The following is a 17,490-nucleotide window of genomic DNA, read 5'->3' as shown; positions in this document are numbered from 1 at the left end:
GTTTGTAGAGTAAATATCATAAACAGCAAATTCGTGCATGATCAAGATAAATCGTGCATATTCAGGAATAACCCTATGCTTACCGATCAGCGTAAAAAAATGATCCTTGAACTGCTGGCCGCCGAAGGTCAGGTGTTGTCGAAAGCGCTCAGCAACCGGTTTTCGGTTTCAGAGGACACTATCCGCCGCGATTTGCGCGAGCTTGCCGCAGAAGGATTTCTGCAGCGCGTACACGGCGGGGCGCTGCCATCGTCTGGTGCGACAGCGCCATTTCTTGAACGAAAATCATTGAAAACCGACGCCAAAAAGCGCGTGGCGCAAAAAGGGGCCACGTTGATTTCCCCCGGTCAGGTAGTGATCATTGACGGCGGCACGACCACGACTGAGCTGATTGCGTGTCTGCCGGATGATTTAAACATTACCGTCGTCACCCACAGTCCGGGCATCGCATTAGGGTTGGTCAATCATCCGCTTATCGAGATCATTCTTATCGGTGGGCGCGTGTATAAACACTCCATTGTCACGGTGGGTGCGGCGACGATTGAGGGAATGCGCAACATTCAGGCCGATCTCTTTTTCATGGGCGTGACGGGCATTCACCCGGAAGCGGGGTTAACCACGGGAGATTACGAAGAAGCGTGCATCAAACGTGCATTTTCCGGCAGAGCCGCGGAAACGATTGTCCTGGCCTCGCCGGAGAAAATCAGCACCGCGTCTCCCTTTGCCATTGGCGACGTGTCGCTGATTAATACGGTCGTCGTGGAAGAGAACACCGACGAGAGCTGGATACGCGCCATGAACGCGAAGGGGATCACCGTGGTGACGGCGTAGTTAGCCCGCCGTCACGCGTTTGCCGCTGGTGACAAATGTACCGGCGCCAAGATGATGCAGGGTGTTGAGTTTGTCGTCATCGAACTGCCAACGGCCTTCGACAAACACCCGCTCATCGGCAGCGGCAGAAACCACTTCACCGAATAAGGTGTCGTATTTTTCCTGCGCGGCGGTGGCGGGGAGGAGGCGACACTCCATCCAGGCCAGACATTTTTCCTCAACGACCGGCAACCCCAGCACCGGACCTTTCACCACCGGGATGCCGTAACAGTTGAATTTGTCTTCATCGCGCCCGGAAACGCTGCCAACGGCGTAAGTCCAGTTGGTAGCGGCGACGCCGGGAATGACAATACCGAACAGGCCGCTGCGCTCAATTAACTCGCGCGACCAGGCCGTTTTATCGACCACGATCGCCAGACGCGGCGGTTCAAACTCGACGGGCATAGACCACGCGGCGGCCATGATATTGCGTCGGTTGCTGATCTCATCGCGACTGGTGATCAGTACCGTGGGGCCATGATTGAGCAGACGGCTGGCGTGGCGTAATTCGACAGGACGGAATCGACTCATAGAATTGTCTCGCAAAGGTTTTTTTTGAGTATTAATGAAAACTGACGTAGCGCCAAGCGTCTCATAACACCCGCCTCACTCTTTGGTACATCGTTTATACTCGGATAACGATTTAAGGCCCACGACAGGAAATCTGATGACGCCTATCCTGAATGCTTATTTTGCTCGACTGAACTGGTCAGGGCGTGCCGACGTCAATATTGAGACGCTTCGGGCGCTACATTTGCAGCATAACTGTACTATCCCGTTTGAGAATCTCGACGTGCTGTTACCGCGAGAAATGCACCTTGATGACAGGTCGCTGGAAGAGAAACTCATTACCGCACGTCGCGGCGGCTACTGTTTTGAGCAAAATGGCGTGTTTGAGCGCGTCCTGCGCGAACTGGGGTTTACTGTGCGCAGTCTGTTGGGGCGCGTGGTGCTGGCCAACCCTCCGAACCTGCCACCGCGAACTCACCGTCTGCTGCTGGTCGAACTGGACGACGAATTGTGGATCGCCGATGTGGGATTTGGCGGTCAGACGCTGACTGCCCCCATTCGTCTGCAAGCGGACATTATCCAGAAGACGCCACACGCCGAATACCGTTTGCAGCAGGAGGGGGACGACTGGATCCTGCAGTTCTGTCATCACGATCGCTGGCAATCCATGTACCGTTTTGATCGGGTGGTGCAGCAGCAAAGTGACTACGTGATGGGCAACTTCTGGTCCGCGCACTGGCCGCAATCGCATTTTCGTCATCATCTGCTGATGTGCCTTCATTTGCCGGACGGGGGGAAACTGACCCTCACCAACTTCCACTTCACGCATTACGAAGGTGACAGGGTGGTAGAACAGCGCAATTTACCGGATGTCACCTCATTGTATGCGTTGCTACAGGAACGTTTTGGTCTGGGGGTGACAGACGCGAAGCATGGTTTTACGGAAACTGAACTTGCCAGGGTGATGGCGGCGTTTGATACGCATCCGGATGCGGGAAAATAATCAAAACCCGGCAGGCGCAGGCTCTTGCCGGGCATAATACTGGCGCAATTCCATTCCCGGTGGGTTCTTTGGCTGCCTATCTATGTGAGCAATGAGGATTTAATGACAGAGGAGACTGAACGTTAAATTCTTACACAATAGGGTAGGGAACGTTTGTGCCATTGGAACCGCAAAAAAGATGATGAAAACGCGTAAACGCCCGTAGTTAGCGGTGTTTGGGGAGTGAATTGGTTGCAATTAGCTGGTGGCTAATGTAGATTTAATGAACGGGCGTCAAGAGATTCTTACCCGTTATTAACCAGGCAGCGAAGCGTTTTCGTAGCCTCTAAACCCCGATGGGGTCGCCGCAATGACATAAACTTGTTAACGGCTAAGGTGGAAACATGCACAACGCACCGAGCACATCGCGTTCTATACAGACAATCCGTGATTGTACGAGCATTATTGAGACTCACGTGCTTGCTAAGCACAAGATTGAAGTCCGTAAACTCAACAATGATGCGGTTGAACTTAAAGACACTCGCTTCATCGTTACCTTTAAGGACGATGTTGAGATGGCTCGTGCCAGCGTAAAACCGTTAGCGGAAGCAATCTTCCTGAATGGTCGTGTACGTTTTGTCGTAAAACCTGATAAGCAGTACCCGGAATTCTTGCGTCATTTAAAAGAGTTTTCCGAGGTGATTGAACATTCCATTCGTCGCTTCGTATTAGGTCATGGTAGCATTGACAGTCATGTAAAGGCTGATAAATCTGCTACCCAATGGCTCCTACATTAAATAGCGCTTACTCAAAAGATCTTAGCGAGTTTCCTCATTCTGGGGAAACTCGTGTTTCTCATTATGGTTTTTTGATAAACGAAGCCTCTCTCTTCAAAATCTCCGAGATCACCATTGTCAACCCTGAAGACGATATTGTTTTATATACACTTATCGAAAAGGTTGGCGCATTTGATCAAGAGCAATTGATGGAGTTCGTGCTGGATAGAGCTGATAACGAGATCTCTGAAGAGGATATTATCAAAGAGCTTCTTACATCAGAAATCATTGATGAAAGCAAAAATACAGTAGCAGGACGAATTGCTCTGCGAGAATACAGCTTCATTGAAGAGAATGGGGATGAGGTTAACAGCTATCAGGTCGCGGGCGTTGAGACGGTAAAAGCCATCCGTCAGAGAGGGTTATGCTATCGCACATATCTGTTTCTGCTTCACTGGTACACACATTTAGTTTGCGACGATACGCAGACTATTCCCGGTGCAAAAATTTGGGCCGGTCCGTTAATGCGCACGGGAGATGTTCGAATTTATAACGCTAAAACCGCGAAGTTTGAGGATGTGCTGGGTGAATTTGGCGTAGGAAAGAATACAGGCTTAATTCCATGGAACAGAGGTAAACTTCTCGATATGGAGTTGAGCACGTGGAACCCTAATCGCATACAGATAACGGTGCAGAAATTCATTGTACTTGTCATCTCCCGTTGTTCTCGCATACCTGTCGGGCTAAAGATTGAGTAAACCATAGGCGGTTCCACGCCGCCCATGCCCATCATCATCACGTTTTACCTCTCATCAGATAAATTTAGTGGCTGGCCGTGAATATCGTTTATTCTCGCTGCAGGATGAGACAGAGCGGTTCGAGAAAGCGGTTTGATTACCGCGATACGTTCCGCTACTGACCACCCGTACTCCTGCATCATGCTGTCACATGGTCGTAAGCGCTATTAAAAATCTATCGCCCATTGCGCGTGAAACAAAATGACCGCGTTACCCGTGATGGTGACTTTTTCCGGCTGGTTATCCTGAATCGTCACGTCAATTTCAACGGTGCCATCGCGACCTAATGCCCGTCCCTGATGTCCTTTCACCTGCAGCAATTTCCCGTCGTGTTCCAGTAAACCGTGATGCACCAGCCAGGCACCCATCGGGCCGTTGGCATTGCCGGTCACCGGATCTTCCACAATACCAATTGCCGGTGAGAACATGCGCCCATCAGTTTCATTTTTGCCCGGACGGATCTGGAATGGGAAAAAGCCATTGCAGCCAATCTGTTTGCTGATGGTGCAAAGGGCATCAAGATCGGGAGCAAGGGCATCGATATCGACTACAGACTTAAGCGGAATCATCACTTTAGAATGCCCGGTCGACGCCACCTGAATCGGCAAGCCCGGTAACATATCGCTTTCGTTCAGGTACAGCGCACGAAGAATAGCTGCACGGATGTCACCTTCGAGCGGCGCTTCAAAGCTGGGCGTGCCTTGTTCCAGCGAGATACGATAATCGTCACCATCATGATGGATCTCGACCCGGTGACGACCCGCCAGCGAGGTTTGCCAGACGGTGGTATTGCCCAGTCCCAGCACCGTGGCGCGAACATAATGCGCCGCAACGGTAGCGTGCCCGCAGATTGGCACTTCTACCGTCGGCGTAAAGTAGCGAATACGGACATCGCTGTCATCGCTTTGCAGCAGGAATGCGGTTTCGGAGTGACGTAATTCGCGGGCAATTAGCTGCATCTGTGTTTCGCTGAGGCCATCAGCATTCAGAACGACACCTGCAGAGTTGCCGCGAAAGGGGGTTCTGGTAAAAGCATCAACGTGGTAAACCTGTGGTTTCATTAGCGTTCTCCCTGAGTGAGAGAAGTATCATAACGTGGAAAAGGCCGGATAGCGATGCATCTGTCTGTCCGGCGCGTGAAAGGATAAAACCCGGCAGGCATCTACGCGAGCCGGGTGTTTTAGCATCAGAATGAGGCCTTAATACCTACCATCGCGGAGGTATCGCTGTAACCTTTATCACCGATCTGCTGACCGATGTTACCCCACAGGGCAACGTTCTTCGTCAACTGACCTTCAACACCGGCTTTCAGTTCGCCAATATTGCGGGTGCCCTTCAGATTCACGTTTTCACCGTTCATTGCGACGCCAAAATCTTTGGTGTTGTGGATCCAGTTGGCTTCCACAAACGGCTGGAAGGTGCGGCCTTTGCCGTCATCCAGTTTGTTGTGGCCCTTGCCGAACAGACGCACACCAACACGGGTCTGGATGTTGCCGTCACCGTTGCCTTCCACGCGGGTACCGTTAACTTCTTTGTGCTCATCGGCCTTCACGCCCATCCAGGTAACCTGGGCTTTGGGCTGGATGTACAGCGCGTTGCGCTCACTGAGTTCGGCCAGTTTCCAGGTGTAGCCGGATTCAACAGACGCGGTGAAGCCTTTAGAATCATACTCTTCAGATTCGACGCCACGCCCGGACACCGTGTTATCAAACCAGCTGTACTGCGCCCAGGTATCGACATACGCGCCTTCGTGCGTAGCGTTGTCCTGCAGCCAGGTGCCGTACAGGCCGACGCTGTAACCGCTGACGCGGCTGTCGGCACGGTTACCGTTACGCTGGTTTTCGGCGCGCGCTTTCTGGTTGGCATAACCGGCCATCAGACCCAGATGATAGCGGTCGGCGTTGTCCGAAAACCACTGCGCGAGATCGCCACCGAGCTGCATGACATAGCGGTTGGCCTGCATATCCAGTTGACCGCTGCTGTCTTTCTGACGGGTATGACCGCCCACATTACGCAGCCACATACTGGTGACGGCGTCTTCGCCGGTCAGCGCGTCAACGTAGTGCGTTTCACCGAGACGATCCTGCAAACGGGTATTGAACAGCGTGTTCGCCGCCTGCAGGTTCATGCCATACAGGCCTGCTTCCGGACGCACTGCGTGTTCACGCGGGAGTACCGGGTCGGAGGGATCATTGGGATCCGGCTTAGCAGGTACAGCACCAGGCAATTCATTACTCAGATACCAGTTTTTCGCATTCTGACCGTCACCGCGTTGCAGGGTGTAGTCGTAGGCACCGGCCACGATACGACCATCCTGTTTGAACTCGCCGTCGGACGTGCCTGCCACGCTGATCAGTTCAATACCGTTGACGGTGTAGTTACCCGCGCCACCTGCGTTAACGACCTTCACATTGGTCGTACCGGAGGTATTACCGTTGACGATCAGGCGATCGGTCGGGGAGTTGTCGTCGCCCAGTTGTGTGTTCATCACGAGATTACCGTTGTCACCATGGTAATCGCCGTTCACCGTCAGAGTTTTGAACGTCGCCGCGCCACGAGTCAACTTGCGAGGCTGTACGTCGCCCGGCAAGAAGTTCAACGTTGAATCTTTCAACGTCAATGTTGTCAGGGTGGAATCGCCAACCATATCCCAGCGGCTGTTGCTGCCGTTCAGCGCCAGGTTGATGGTACCTTGCTCTGTAATAGCCGTATCACCGTAAATATAGGAGTTGTCGCCGGAAACAATATTGATGGCGTGATTGCCCTTAACCAACATTTTCCCGTAGGCAACCAGTTTGTTGTTGTTGGTAATATCCGTTGAACCCCAGCGACCATAGATGGAGTAGAGCGTTCCGGCAACCGACTCATAGGCATTCATATCACCTAAAATGACATCGCCGGTAAAGAGAGCATCGGCCTGATATAACATGTAGGCATTATTACCGCCTTCGGAGGTAATGTTGATATTACCTACAATGGTATCAGCGTCCCAGTCGACAGGATTGTCACCATTCGTGACGTTCGCACTGAAGAAACCCCACAACGTCGCCTTATCATTGCCTGATAATTTAATGGTCGCATCGCCAATCCGAACCTTTGCCTTACCCGTTTGATTATCGTCCCATAAATAGATACCGCGGACGATATCGTTACCCGACGCATCGATATTAATTCTGTTAATGGTGAGTTCGGTATCACCCCGGCCACCCAGGTATAAGACGCCATCAGAATAACCATCGACAGTGGTGCTCGACGTCTTGATGTTTACATCATTAAAGATGCGCTTTCCTGTTAGACCAGAACTGCTTATGGGATCAAAAATGAGAATAGCGGTGACATCCGCATAGGGGTCGGTTGAATTGCTGGTCAGTTGAATATCCGTGTGACCGGCAATTTCGAGATCGGTATACGTCCGAATCCCTTCCAGGTAAAAGGTGGGGGAGACGATATTAATGGTAGCGTCACCCGAGATTTTTACTTTTCCACCCCACAATGCCATACCGGTATCAGTTGAGTCGTTAGTACTCATACCCGGGCGAGAAAAGGCGATATCGATATCGTCAGCGTTTAACGTACCGTTAGATCCCGCACTGATACCGCCCCCACGAATAGTCGTTAAACCTTTCAGATTGGCTTGCGCATTCTCGCCGACATATAAGGCATCAGCTTCATAAAAGTCGTTAGTATTATTAAATGTAAAATTCTCAACATTTAACTTACCTGTGCCGTAAAGCGCAATGCCGTTTGTGGACTGAACGTTATCACCGGTGGCGGGACTGAAATTGAGGGTAAAGTGGTTACCGAGGTTCAACTCACCTGCGGTCAGATAAGCGAACTGGATGATAGGTGAGCCAATTGTGTTAATGACGCCAGCACTGTTCATCGTGATGTTGTCAGCAAAATTGACGAGACCGTCGGCAACGTTGATATCGATTCTTGAAACCTCATCGCCGGCTTTGATGTTTACCGTACGCTCGCTTGAGGGGGTATTACCGTCGATTTTATATGCAGTCGGGGCGGCAAAGGCTGAAAGTGGCGTTGTCGCTAACAAAATACTTAACGCCATTGCGATTTTTTTGGGTTTTAATCCGGGTGATGTTGGTCGAATATTCATCAAATACATCCATATCCTTAAGTGACTATTAGCAAAGAAACCCATCCAGGTTTCTTTCTTAATAACTTCATTTCCATTTTATTTATTGCAAAGTGAATAATGACAGGGAGGATTCGACAGGGTCGATAATTGACGCAATTAAAAACAAATGAATAAATAAAATTTCCTGACAATTTTCTTATTGCCGTGATGTGATGACAAATGAAATGGTTTTAATTCAGCGTGATAAGAAACCTGTCTACGAAGATGAAAATCACTGGATTAATGTATGGGATTTAAGATTATGTCTGGAAGATTGCTCTGAATCAGGTGGTAAAGATCACTGTCTTAAACAGAAATTCCAGGGATTTAAGAAATGGCCCGGTGCGTTTTCCGCGACCGGGCAAGGAGGCTAGCGACGAGAACGAACGATCTGGTAGCGACGACTGAAGTACTCAAATGGCGCGCTCCAGACGTGAACCAGACGGGTGAACGGGAAGATCAGGAAGATGGTCATTCCCAGCACCAGATGCACGCGGAAGATAAACGCCACGCCGTCGAGGTGGGCTGAGGCGCCGCCACGGAAGGTGACAACCGACTGTGCCCATTCCACCAGTTTCAGCATTTCACTGCCGTCCGGGTGCTGTGCGGAGAAGGGTATTGTGCTTAAGCCCAGAATGCACTGAATCAGCAGAATGCAGAGAATCAGGATATCTGCCGTGGATGAGGTGGCCCGGACGCGAGAGTTAGTCAGACGACGCACCAGCAATCCCGCACCGCCGACCAGCGTCAGTACGCCGCAGATCCCGCCGGCAATCATTGCCATCTGTTGTTTCACCGCAACCGGCAGGAACCAGGCGTACATCCAGTGTGGGGTTAACATCCCGAACAGGTGACCAAAGAAGATCCCCAGAATGCCGATGTGGAACAGATTCGACCACAGAACCATCCCGCGCTTGTCCAGCATCTGACTGGAGGACGCCCGCCAGGTGTACTGCCCGTAGTCATAGCGCAGCCAACTGCCAAGGATAAACACCGTCCCGCAGAGATAGGGGTAGATGTCGTAAAAAAAGACGTTCAGGAACTGTATCATTTCGGGCCTCCCGCGCTGACGTCGACGTACTGCGGCGCCACGTCCTGGCTAAAGCGTCGTTGATATTGCTGTAACGGCGAACTGTCACAGGCCGTGGCGTTATCTTCGATAAATTTCACCTGTTCCTCTTCCCAGACGGCATCCAGCGCCTGGCGGGTATCGTCACGGGCCTCGGTGTCTACCTGTTTTGTGACGCTGTCACTCGACAGCGGACTGCCCGCCAGGAAAAGCAGGGCATCGAACAGTTGATACCACGGCGTGTCGCGCTGCTTTAAGCGTCCGCCCAGCAGGGCCAGAATCGGCGCAACGTTCTGCAAACCTTCGCGCGCTTCCGCTTCCGGCAGTACGCTCAGGTATTCCAGATACAGCGGCAGATGGTCCGGCAGTTCGCGACAATCAAGCTGTAGCCCGACCTTCTCGTACTGCGCCAGCAAATCGACCATCGCCTGGCCGCGATCGCGCGATTCCGCATGCACGTGCTCGAACAGCAGCAGCGAGGTGGCGCGCCCACGGTCAAACACTTCGCACCATTCGGCCTGTTTATCGAGCAACGGCGCGCTGAGCAGGGCGTCGGTGAAGTCGTTGAGCATCGGTGCCTCGTGTCTCACCAGCGCCAGCGCGTCATCTTTACACTCCCACAGCAGCTCATCCGGATACTCCATCAGCAGGCCAATCACCTTGAGGATTTGCATTATTCCCCCTCCGCCTTATCACGTACTTCGGTGATGTTGATAGCGTCAATGCGGCTACTGTTGAACAGGTTGAATTTGGTATCGGAACCGTGGCACCCGTCGCCGAAAGAGAAGCCGCAACCGTTGCGCTCAGGGAAGGCGTCACGCGCCATTTCGCGGTGGCTGGTCGGAATGACAAAACGGTCTTCGTAGTTGGCAATCGCCAGGTAGCGATACATCTCTTCAATCTGTTCTACGGTCAGCCCGACTTCGTCAACCGCGCGGGTATCGGTGACGCCTTCCACGGTCTGCGAGCGCATATAATGACGCATCGCCATCATGCGTTTCAGCGCGCGCAGCACCGGGCCGGTGTCGCCAGCGCTCAGCATATTGGCGAGGTACTGCACCGGGATACGCAGGCTTTCGATTGCCGGCAGCACGCCGTCGCTTTTCGGCAGTCCGCCCGCATCGGCGTAAGACTGAATCGGCGACAGCGGCGGTACATACCAGACCATAGGCAGAGTGCGGTATTCCGGATGCAGCGGCAGCGCCAGCTTCCAGTCCATCGCCATTTTGTAGACCGGCGAACGCTGCGCCGCGTCGATCACGTTCTGTGGAATGCCCTGTTTCAGCGCTTCTTCAATCACCGCCGGGTCATGCGGATTCAGAAACACGTCGCACTGACGCTCATACAGATCGGTTTCATGCTCGGTGCTGGCCGCTTCTTCAATACGGTCCGCATCGTAGAGCAGCACGCCGAGATAGCGGATGCGCCCGACGCAGGTTTCGGAACAGACGGTCGGCTGACCAGATTCAATACGCGGATAACAGAAAATGCATTTTTCGGATTTGCCGCTTTTCCAGTTGAAGTAGATTTTTTTGTACGGACAGCCGCTGATGCACAGACGCCAGCCGCGGCATTTATCCTGATCGATCAGCACAATGCCGTCTTCTTCACGCTTATAGATGGCGCCGCTCGGGCAGGTGGCGACACAGCTTGGGTTCAGGCAGTGTTCGCACAGGCGCGGCAGATACATCATGAAGGTGTTTTCAAACTGGCCGTACATCTCCTTCTGGATCTTGTCGAAGTTACGGTCTCGCGCGCGCTTTTCGAATTCGCCGCCAAGCAGCTCTTCCCAGTTCGGCCCCCAGATGATTTTATCCATCCGCTTGCCGTCAATCAGCGAACGGGGACGGGCGGTAGGTTGATGTTTGCCTTCTGGCGCGCTGTGCAGATGCTGATAGTCGTAGGTGAACGGCTCGTAGTAATCATCGATTTGCGGAATGACCGGGTTAGCGAAGATTTTGGTGATAACACCCATTTTGCCGCCCAGACGCGGTCGGATTTTACCGTTAACGTCACGAACCCAGCCGCCTTGCCATTCCTCCTGGTCTTCCCAGTTTTTTGGATAACCGATGCCGGGTTTCGTCTCGACGTTGTTAAACCACGCGTACTCCATCCCTTCACGTCCGGTCCAGACGTTTTTACAGGTGACGGAGCAGGTGTGGCAGCCAATGCATTTATCGAGGTTCAGTACCATGCCAACCTGTGAGCGTATCTTCATTTTTTCGCCTCCTGTACCTGATCCCGACCTTCATCATCCAGCCAGTCAATGTTTTTCATTTTTCTAATCATGATGAACTCGTCGCGGTTGGAGCCGACGGTACCGTAATAGTTAAAGCCGTAAGCAAGCTGCGCATAGCCGCCAATCATGTGGGTCGGTTTCGGGCACACGCGGGTGACGGAGTTGTGGATCCCGCCGCGCATCCCGGTGACTTCCGAACCGGGGATATTCATGATGCGTTCCTGCGCGTGGTACATCATCGTCATGCCGGGCGGCACGCGTTGACTCACCACCGCACGGGCGGTGAGGGCGCCGTTGGCGTTGAAGGCTTCGATCCAGTCGTTATCCTCAATGCCCAGCTCTTTGGCATCCGTTTCACTGATCCAGACAATCGGCCCGCCGCGCGACAGCGTGAGCATCAGCAGGTTTTCGCTGTAGGTGGAGTGAATGCCCCATTTCTGGTGCGGCGTCAGGAAGTTCAGTGCTTTTTCCGGGAAACCGTTAGGCGGAATTTCCCGCATTTCGCTGACGCTACGGGTATCAATCGGCGGACGATAAGCCACGAGGCTTTCGCCGAACGCCCGCATCCATTGATGGTCCTGATACAGCTGTTGACGACCAGAGAGCGTGCGCCACGGGATCAGCTCATGGACGTTGGTATAGCCCGCGTTATAGGAGACATGCTCGCTTTCCAGACCGGACCAGGTCGGGCTGGAGATGATTTTGCGCGGCTGCGCCTGGATATCGCGGAAGCGAATCTTCTCGTCTTCTTTGTTGAGCGCCAGATGCGTATGTTCACGACCAGTCATCGCGCCGAGCGCTTCCCACGCTTTCACGGCGACCTGACCGTTGGTTTCCGGGGCGAGGGCGAGGATCACTTCCGACGCGTCCAGTGCAGTTTCAATCAGCGGACGGCCTTTCGCCGGGCCTTCGCGCTTGGTGTAGTTGAGCTTGCCGAGGAAATCGACCTCCGTCTGGGTGTTCCACGAGATCCCTTTACCGCCGTTACCCAACTTGTCCATCAACGGTCCGAGCGAGGTAAAACGCTCGTACGTCGCGGGATAATCGCGTTCCACCACGGCGATGTTCGGCGCGGTTTTACCGGGGATTAAATCGCATTCCCCTTTACGCCAGTCCTGAATGTCGAACGGCTGCGAAAGTTCTGCCGGTGAATCGTGCTGCAGCGGTTGCAGCACCACGTCGGTTTCTTGTCCCAGATGGCCGACACAGACCTCAGAGAACACCCTGGCGATGCCTTTGTAGATTTCCCAGTCGCTTTTTGATTCCCACGCCGGATCCACCGCCGCAGACAGCGGGTGAATAAACGGATGCATATCCGAAGTATTCATGTCGTCTTTTTCATACCAGGTGGCAGTGGGAAGAACAATGTCGGAGAACAGACAGGTACTCGACATACGGAAGTCGAGCGTCACCAGCAGGTCGAGCTTGCCTTCGATCGCCGCTGACTGCCATTCCACCTCTTCCGGTTTAATGCCTTCACTGGAACCCAGCGCTTCCCCCTGAATGCCGCTCTCTGTTCCCAGTAAATATTTGAGCATGTACTCATGGCCTTTACCGGAAGAACCAAGGAGGTTAGAGCGCCAGACAAACAGGTTACGCGGATGGTTCTTACCGCTGTCGGGCTGTTCGCAGGCAAAACGAATATCGCCGGATTTCAACGCCTGAATGGTGTACTCCGCAGGCGATAATCCGGCCTTTTCGGCGCTGGCTTTCACCGTCAGCGGGTTGAGGTTGAGCTGCGGCGCAGAAGGCAGCCAGCCCATGCGCTCGGCACGCACGTTGAAATCGATCAGATGGCCGGTGAATTTCGAAGCATCCGCTAGCGGCGAGAGCAGTTCCTGGGCGGTTAGTTTTTCATAACGCCACTGGCTGGCGTGATTGTAGAAAAACGAGGTGCTGTTCATCTGGCGTGGCGGACGGTTCCAGTCCAGCGCAAAAGCCAGCGGCAGCCAGCCGGTTTGCGGACGCAGTTTTTCCTGGCCGACATAGTGCGCCCAGCCGCCGCCGCTCTGTCCGACACAGCCGCAGAACACGAGGATGTTGATCATTCCCCGGTAATTCATATCCATGTGATACCAGTGGTTGACACCGGCACCAAGGATAATCATCGAACGTCCGTGAGTTTTATGCGCGGTATCGGCGAACTCACGGGCGATGGTTTCAATCTGGAAACGCGGCACGCCGGTGATCTGTTCCGCCCAAGCCGGGGTGTAGGCTTTGACCTCGGAATAGTCCTTCGCACCGTACGCGTCATCCAGACCGCGATCGAGGCCGTAGTTTGCCAGCACCAGATCGTAGACGCTGACCACCGGACAACGGCTGCCATCGGCAAGCGTCAGTTGCTTCACCGGCAGTTGGCGCACCAGCACCGGCTCCTGCTTCACGCTGCGAAAATGCGGGTTTTCGTTGCCGCCAAAATAGGGGAAGGCGACGCCCAGCACCTCATCGTGTTGACCGAGCAATGACAGCGTCAGCTCGGTTTCCGTTTCCGCCGCCAGCGACTCAAGGTTCCATTTGCCTTTTTCGCCCCAGCGGAAACCGATCGAGCCGTTAGGCACCACCAGTTCACCGGCGCTGTTGCAGGCGACGGTTTTCCACTCCGGATTGTTACTTTCACCCAGACCATCAACCAGATCCGAGGCACGCATCATTCGTCCTGGCACATAGCTGCCGTCCTCGCGGGCATCCAGCAATACCAGCATCGGCATATCGGTATAGCGACGGCAATAGTTAAGGAAGTAGTCGCTGGGATTGTCGAGGTGGAACTCTTTTAAGATCACATGGCCCATTGCCATCGCCAGCGCGCTGTCGGTGCCTTGTTTTGGCGCCAGCCACTGATCGCTTAGCTTGGCGACTTCAGAGAAGTCAGGGGTAATGGCGACCGTTTTGGTGCCTTTGTAACGGACTTCGGTAAAGAAGTGCGCATCCGGCGTCCGCGTTTGCGGCACGTTGGAGCCCCAGGCGATGATATAGCTGGAGTTGTACCAGTCGGCCGATTCCGGCACATCAGTCTGTTCGCCCCAGGTCATCGGTGACGCGGGCGGTAAGTCGCAGTACCAGTCGTAAAAACTCAGACAGGTACCGCCGAGCAGGGAAAGATAACGGGTACCTGCGGCATAGGAGACCATCGACATTGCCGGGATCGGCGAGAAGCCGGCAACGCGGTCCGGCCCATAGGTTTTCACTGTCCAGACGTTGGCGGCGGCGATTAACTGGTTAAGCTCTTTCCAGTTGGAGCGGATGAATCCACCGTGCCCACGTACCTGTTTGTAGCTCTGGCACTTTAGCGGGTCGTTCATGATCGACTCCCACGCCAGCACCGGATCGGCATGGATGGACAGCGCGTCGCGCCACAGTTCGATCAGACGCTTACGTACCAGCGGGTATTTCAGGCGGTTGGCGCTGTACAGATACCAGGAGTAGCTGGCGCCACGCGGGCAGCCGCGCGGTTCATGGTTAGGCAGATCCGGACGTGTCCGCGGATAATCGGTCTGCTGGGTTTCCCAGGTCACCAGACCATTTTTGACGTAGATTTTCCAGCTACAGGAGCCGGTACAGTTCACCCCGTGGGTGGAACGGACAATCTTGTCAAACTGCCAGCGCTGACGGTAGCTGTCTTCCCAGTCCCGGTTGGTATGCATCACCTGGCCGTGACCGTCAGCAAAGGTGTCACCCTTTTGTTTAAAGTAACGGAAGCGATCCAACAGTTTACTCATGACATTTCTCCTGCTCCATAGGGTCTTGTAGGCCGGATAAGTCCTGTAGGTCTGATAAGACGCCTCGGCGTCGCCATCAGGCGTAAACTCTTGCCGGATAGAGGCGCAAGCGCCTTACCCGGCCTACAAAACATCGGTGAATATGTTGTTATTTTTGCTTCGGTTTACGGCGGCCATAGACCAGCCAGGTCACCAGCACGCAGACGATGTAAAACACCAGAAAGATTTTCATGGCGCCGACGGGAGAACCGGTCATCGCCAGCGAACTGCCGAAGGCTTTAGGAATGAAAAAACCGCCGACGGCGCCAATAGCGGAAATAAAGCCCAGCGCGGCGGCGGTGTCGGTCACCGCTTCACGCTGGGCCTGTTCGTCGCTTCCACCACGCAGTTTCACCTTGTACATGGTGAGCTGGCGGAAGATGACGGCGATCATCTGGAAGGTAGAGCCGCTGCCCAGACCGGCGGTCAGGAACAGCCCCATAAAGACCAGATAGAAGGCGATAAAGCTGCCGGAACCCGAGCCGGGCAGGGTCAGGAACAGCAGGGCCGAGAACAGGGCCATAAAAATGAAGTTAATCAGCGTCACCCGGACGCCGCCGAACTTATCGGAGATGACGCCGCCCGCAGAACGCGCCAGCGCGCCGATAAACGGGCCAAAAAACGCCAGATTGAGGATATTCACGTCGGGGAACTGCGTCTTCGCCAGCATGGCAAAGCCCGCGGAAAAGCCGATAAACGATCCGAATGTGGCCAGATAGAGCAGGCTCAACAGCCAGAGGTGTAAGCGCTTGAGCACCGGTAACTGAGAGGCGATAGAGGCTTTAGAGCTGGCGATGTCATTAGTGCCCAGCCAGGCGGCAATCGTGGCAATCGCCAGCAGTGGCACCCAGATCCAGGCGGCGTTTGCCAGTGAGAGCAGTGACCCATCGGGTTGCGGTATGCCCTGAACGCCGAGGAAGGCGAAGATCGGCAGAAAGATCACCAGCGGCGCGACGAGTTGCATCACGCTGACGCCCAGATTACCCAGCCCTCCGTTCACCCCCAGCGCGCTGCCTTGCTTCGCTTTTGGGAAAAAGAAGCTGATGTTACCCATGCTGGACGCAAAGTTTGCGCCAGCAAAACCGCACAGCAGCGCGATGACGATAAATACCTCGAAAGGAGTGGTGGTATTTTGCACCGCAAAGCCGAGCCAGACGCAAGGAATAATCAGGATTGCGGTACTAAAAACCGTCCAGCGACGTCCGCCAAATAGGGGTACCATAAAGGAGTAGGGAACGCGTAATATTGCACCAGAAAGTGAAGGTAATGCGGTTAATAAAAAGAGTTGATCGGTAGTGAAATTAAAACCGATTTTATTGAGATTAACGGCGACGGCGCTGAACAACATCCAGACACAGAAGGCAAGCAATAGGCAAGCGACTGATATACAAAGGTTTCTTCGTGCTATGTGTTTTCCTTTATTCTCCCAAAATGCGGGATTTTCCGGCTTCCAGTCACTTAAAAGATAACGATTATTTTTCTCATTTTGTCGTGCCATATTACCCCTCACATGCACATGTCGTTCATGAAAAATAAGAAATAGTCTGCACAAAGGGCGCTATAAGCCCTTTTTAGAATTTATTGATGCTTTTAGGAATATTGATGAAAGGATAGATAAGAATGCGCAACCACGCGGAGTGAAGGGGGAATAACAGGTTGCTTAAGTGTTACCAAATGTAAATAAAAAAGTGCAAGCGCTTAACATTCATTCGTTCAGGAAAAAAGCTCCAGCGTAATCATATGATCCAGATGGCGATCAAACGCCGGATCGGCCATCTCCTGAATGCCGAGAACGTACATGCCATCAAGGCCGCACACCAGCGCGATCAGACGCCAGGCAATGTCTGCAGCTGCGGAGGCGGTAGTAAACTCACCGGCAGCGAGCCCGTTTTCGATAATGGCGACCGTCTCTTCATGCCACATGCGCATGGTGAGGAGATAGGCGCTTTTGATTTCCGGGTCTTTATCCGCAAGGATCTGTGCTTCGCGCCAGAGCTTGATATAGGGCTCGAATCCGCGGTCATCACTGCCCAGCGTGGCGTGCAAACGTGTGCGCCAGCTGGCATCTTCCGCGACCAGCTCTGCATCCAGCAGGGTGCGAATCAGACGAACAAAAGCCTGCGATTTCAGTTCTCCGGAAGAGGTGAAATGGTGGTGGACTTGTCCGGTTGCCACTTTTGCTTCTGTGGCAATCCGCCGGACGGTCATGGCCGAAAAGCCATCTTCAAGCGCCACGCGCATGGCTGCCTGCAAAATCACTTCGCGGCGTTCATCTTTATTCAGATAGCTCATACCACCTCCATTCATCCCGGAGAGGCAGTGTATCAATAAGCTGGACAGATGTTCAATTACGGGCG

At 53.6% G+C, this 17,490-nt stretch carries 13 protein-coding genes; 4 read left to right on the top strand and 9 right to left on the bottom strand.

Going from position 1 to position 17,490, the window contains the following annotated elements; genetic code table 11:
* Window positions 1-75 precede the first annotated feature (75 nt).
* Window positions 76-831 carry a DeoR/GlpR family DNA-binding transcription regulator gene (locus tag AL479_RS21240; RefSeq protein WP_061077545.1) on the top strand — a complete coding sequence of 252 codons (756 nt, stop codon included), beginning with the start codon at window positions 76-78 and terminating at the stop codon, window positions 829-831.
* On the opposite strand, the gene AL479_RS21235 is transcribed toward AL479_RS21240, so the two are convergent.
* Entirely contained in the window at window positions 832-1,401 is a 570-nt protein-coding gene (locus tag AL479_RS21235) for a flavin reductase family protein (protein ID WP_061077544.1), read from the bottom strand.
* A gap of 136 nt (window positions 1,402-1,537) precedes the next feature.
* Here AL479_RS21235 and nhoA point away from each other — a divergent pair, with 136 nt between their 5' ends.
* From nhoA to AL479_RS21220, 3 genes are all read left to right on the top strand, one after another.
* Window positions 1,538-2,383 (top strand): N-hydroxyarylamine O-acetyltransferase, encoded by an 846-nt coding sequence (nhoA, locus tag AL479_RS21230; RefSeq protein WP_061077543.1) that lies wholly within the window; start codon window positions 1,538-1,540, stop codon window positions 2,381-2,383.
* A 383-nt stretch (window positions 2,384-2,766) separates the two neighbouring features.
* A complete protein-coding gene (locus AL479_RS21225; protein ID WP_061077542.1) occupies window positions 2,767-3,159 on the top strand; it encodes a hypothetical protein in 393 nt (130 codons plus the stop codon).
* Window positions 3,144-3,896, top strand: a complete 753-nt coding sequence (locus tag AL479_RS21220; RefSeq protein ID WP_061077541.1) for a hypothetical protein — start codon at window positions 3,144-3,146, stop codon at window positions 3,894-3,896. Before AL479_RS21225 ends, AL479_RS21220 begins: the two co-directional genes overlap by 16 nt.
* Before the next feature lie 206 nt (window positions 3,897-4,102).
* On the opposite strand, the gene AL479_RS21215 is transcribed toward AL479_RS21220, so the two are convergent.
* From AL479_RS21215 to AL479_RS21175, 8 genes are all read right to left on the bottom strand, one after another.
* Window positions 4,103-4,996, bottom strand: coding sequence for a PhzF family isomerase (locus AL479_RS21215; protein WP_061077540.1), 894 nt, complete (start codon window positions 4,994-4,996; stop codon window positions 4,103-4,105).
* Window positions 4,997-5,121: 125 nt separating this feature from the next.
* On the bottom strand, window positions 5,122-8,049 hold the full coding sequence (locus AL479_RS21210; RefSeq protein WP_081093751.1) for an autotransporter outer membrane beta-barrel domain-containing protein: 2,928 nt from the start codon (window positions 8,047-8,049) through the stop codon (window positions 5,122-5,124).
* A gap of 391 nt (window positions 8,050-8,440) precedes the next feature.
* Window positions 8,441-9,121, bottom strand: coding sequence for a respiratory nitrate reductase subunit gamma (gene narI, locus AL479_RS21200; protein WP_061077537.1), 681 nt, complete (start codon window positions 9,119-9,121; stop codon window positions 8,441-8,443).
* Complete coding sequence (gene narW / locus AL479_RS21195; protein WP_061077536.1) at window positions 9,118-9,813, bottom strand: nitrate reductase molybdenum cofactor assembly chaperone; 696 nt, start codon at window positions 9,811-9,813, stop codon at window positions 9,118-9,120. The genes narI and narW overlap by 4 nt, the downstream gene beginning before the upstream one ends.
* Complete coding sequence (gene narH, locus AL479_RS21190; protein ID WP_061077535.1) at window positions 9,813-11,357, bottom strand: nitrate reductase subunit beta; 1,545 nt, start codon at window positions 11,355-11,357, stop codon at window positions 9,813-9,815. The genes narW and narH overlap by 1 nt, the downstream gene beginning before the upstream one ends.
* Window positions 11,354-15,094: a nitrate reductase subunit alpha gene (locus tag AL479_RS21185; RefSeq protein ID WP_061077534.1), complete on the bottom strand. Its 3,741-nt coding sequence runs from the start codon at window positions 15,092-15,094 to the stop codon at window positions 11,354-11,356. Before AL479_RS21185 ends, narH begins: the two co-directional genes overlap by 4 nt.
* Window positions 15,095-15,242: 148 nt before the next feature.
* The gene (locus AL479_RS21180) at window positions 15,243-16,631 is read right to left on the bottom strand and encodes a NarK family nitrate/nitrite MFS transporter (RefSeq protein WP_061077533.1); all 1,389 of its coding nucleotides are present in this window, start codon (window positions 16,629-16,631) and stop codon (window positions 15,243-15,245) included.
* Between the two features lie 215 nt (window positions 16,632-16,846).
* Window positions 16,847-17,425 carry a TetR family transcriptional regulator gene (locus AL479_RS21175; protein WP_061077532.1) on the bottom strand — a complete coding sequence of 193 codons (579 nt, stop codon included), beginning with the start codon at window positions 17,423-17,425 and terminating at the stop codon, window positions 16,847-16,849.
* Between the last annotated feature and the right edge of the window lie 65 nt (window positions 17,426-17,490).

The organism is Citrobacter amalonaticus (assembly GCF_001559075.2).
Classification (GTDB): Bacteria; Pseudomonadota; Gammaproteobacteria; order Enterobacterales; family Enterobacteriaceae; genus Citrobacter_A; species Citrobacter_A amalonaticus_F.
The sequence above is the reverse complement of the archived record's forward strand: the minus strand, read 5'-3'. Positions and strand labels throughout refer to the sequence as shown.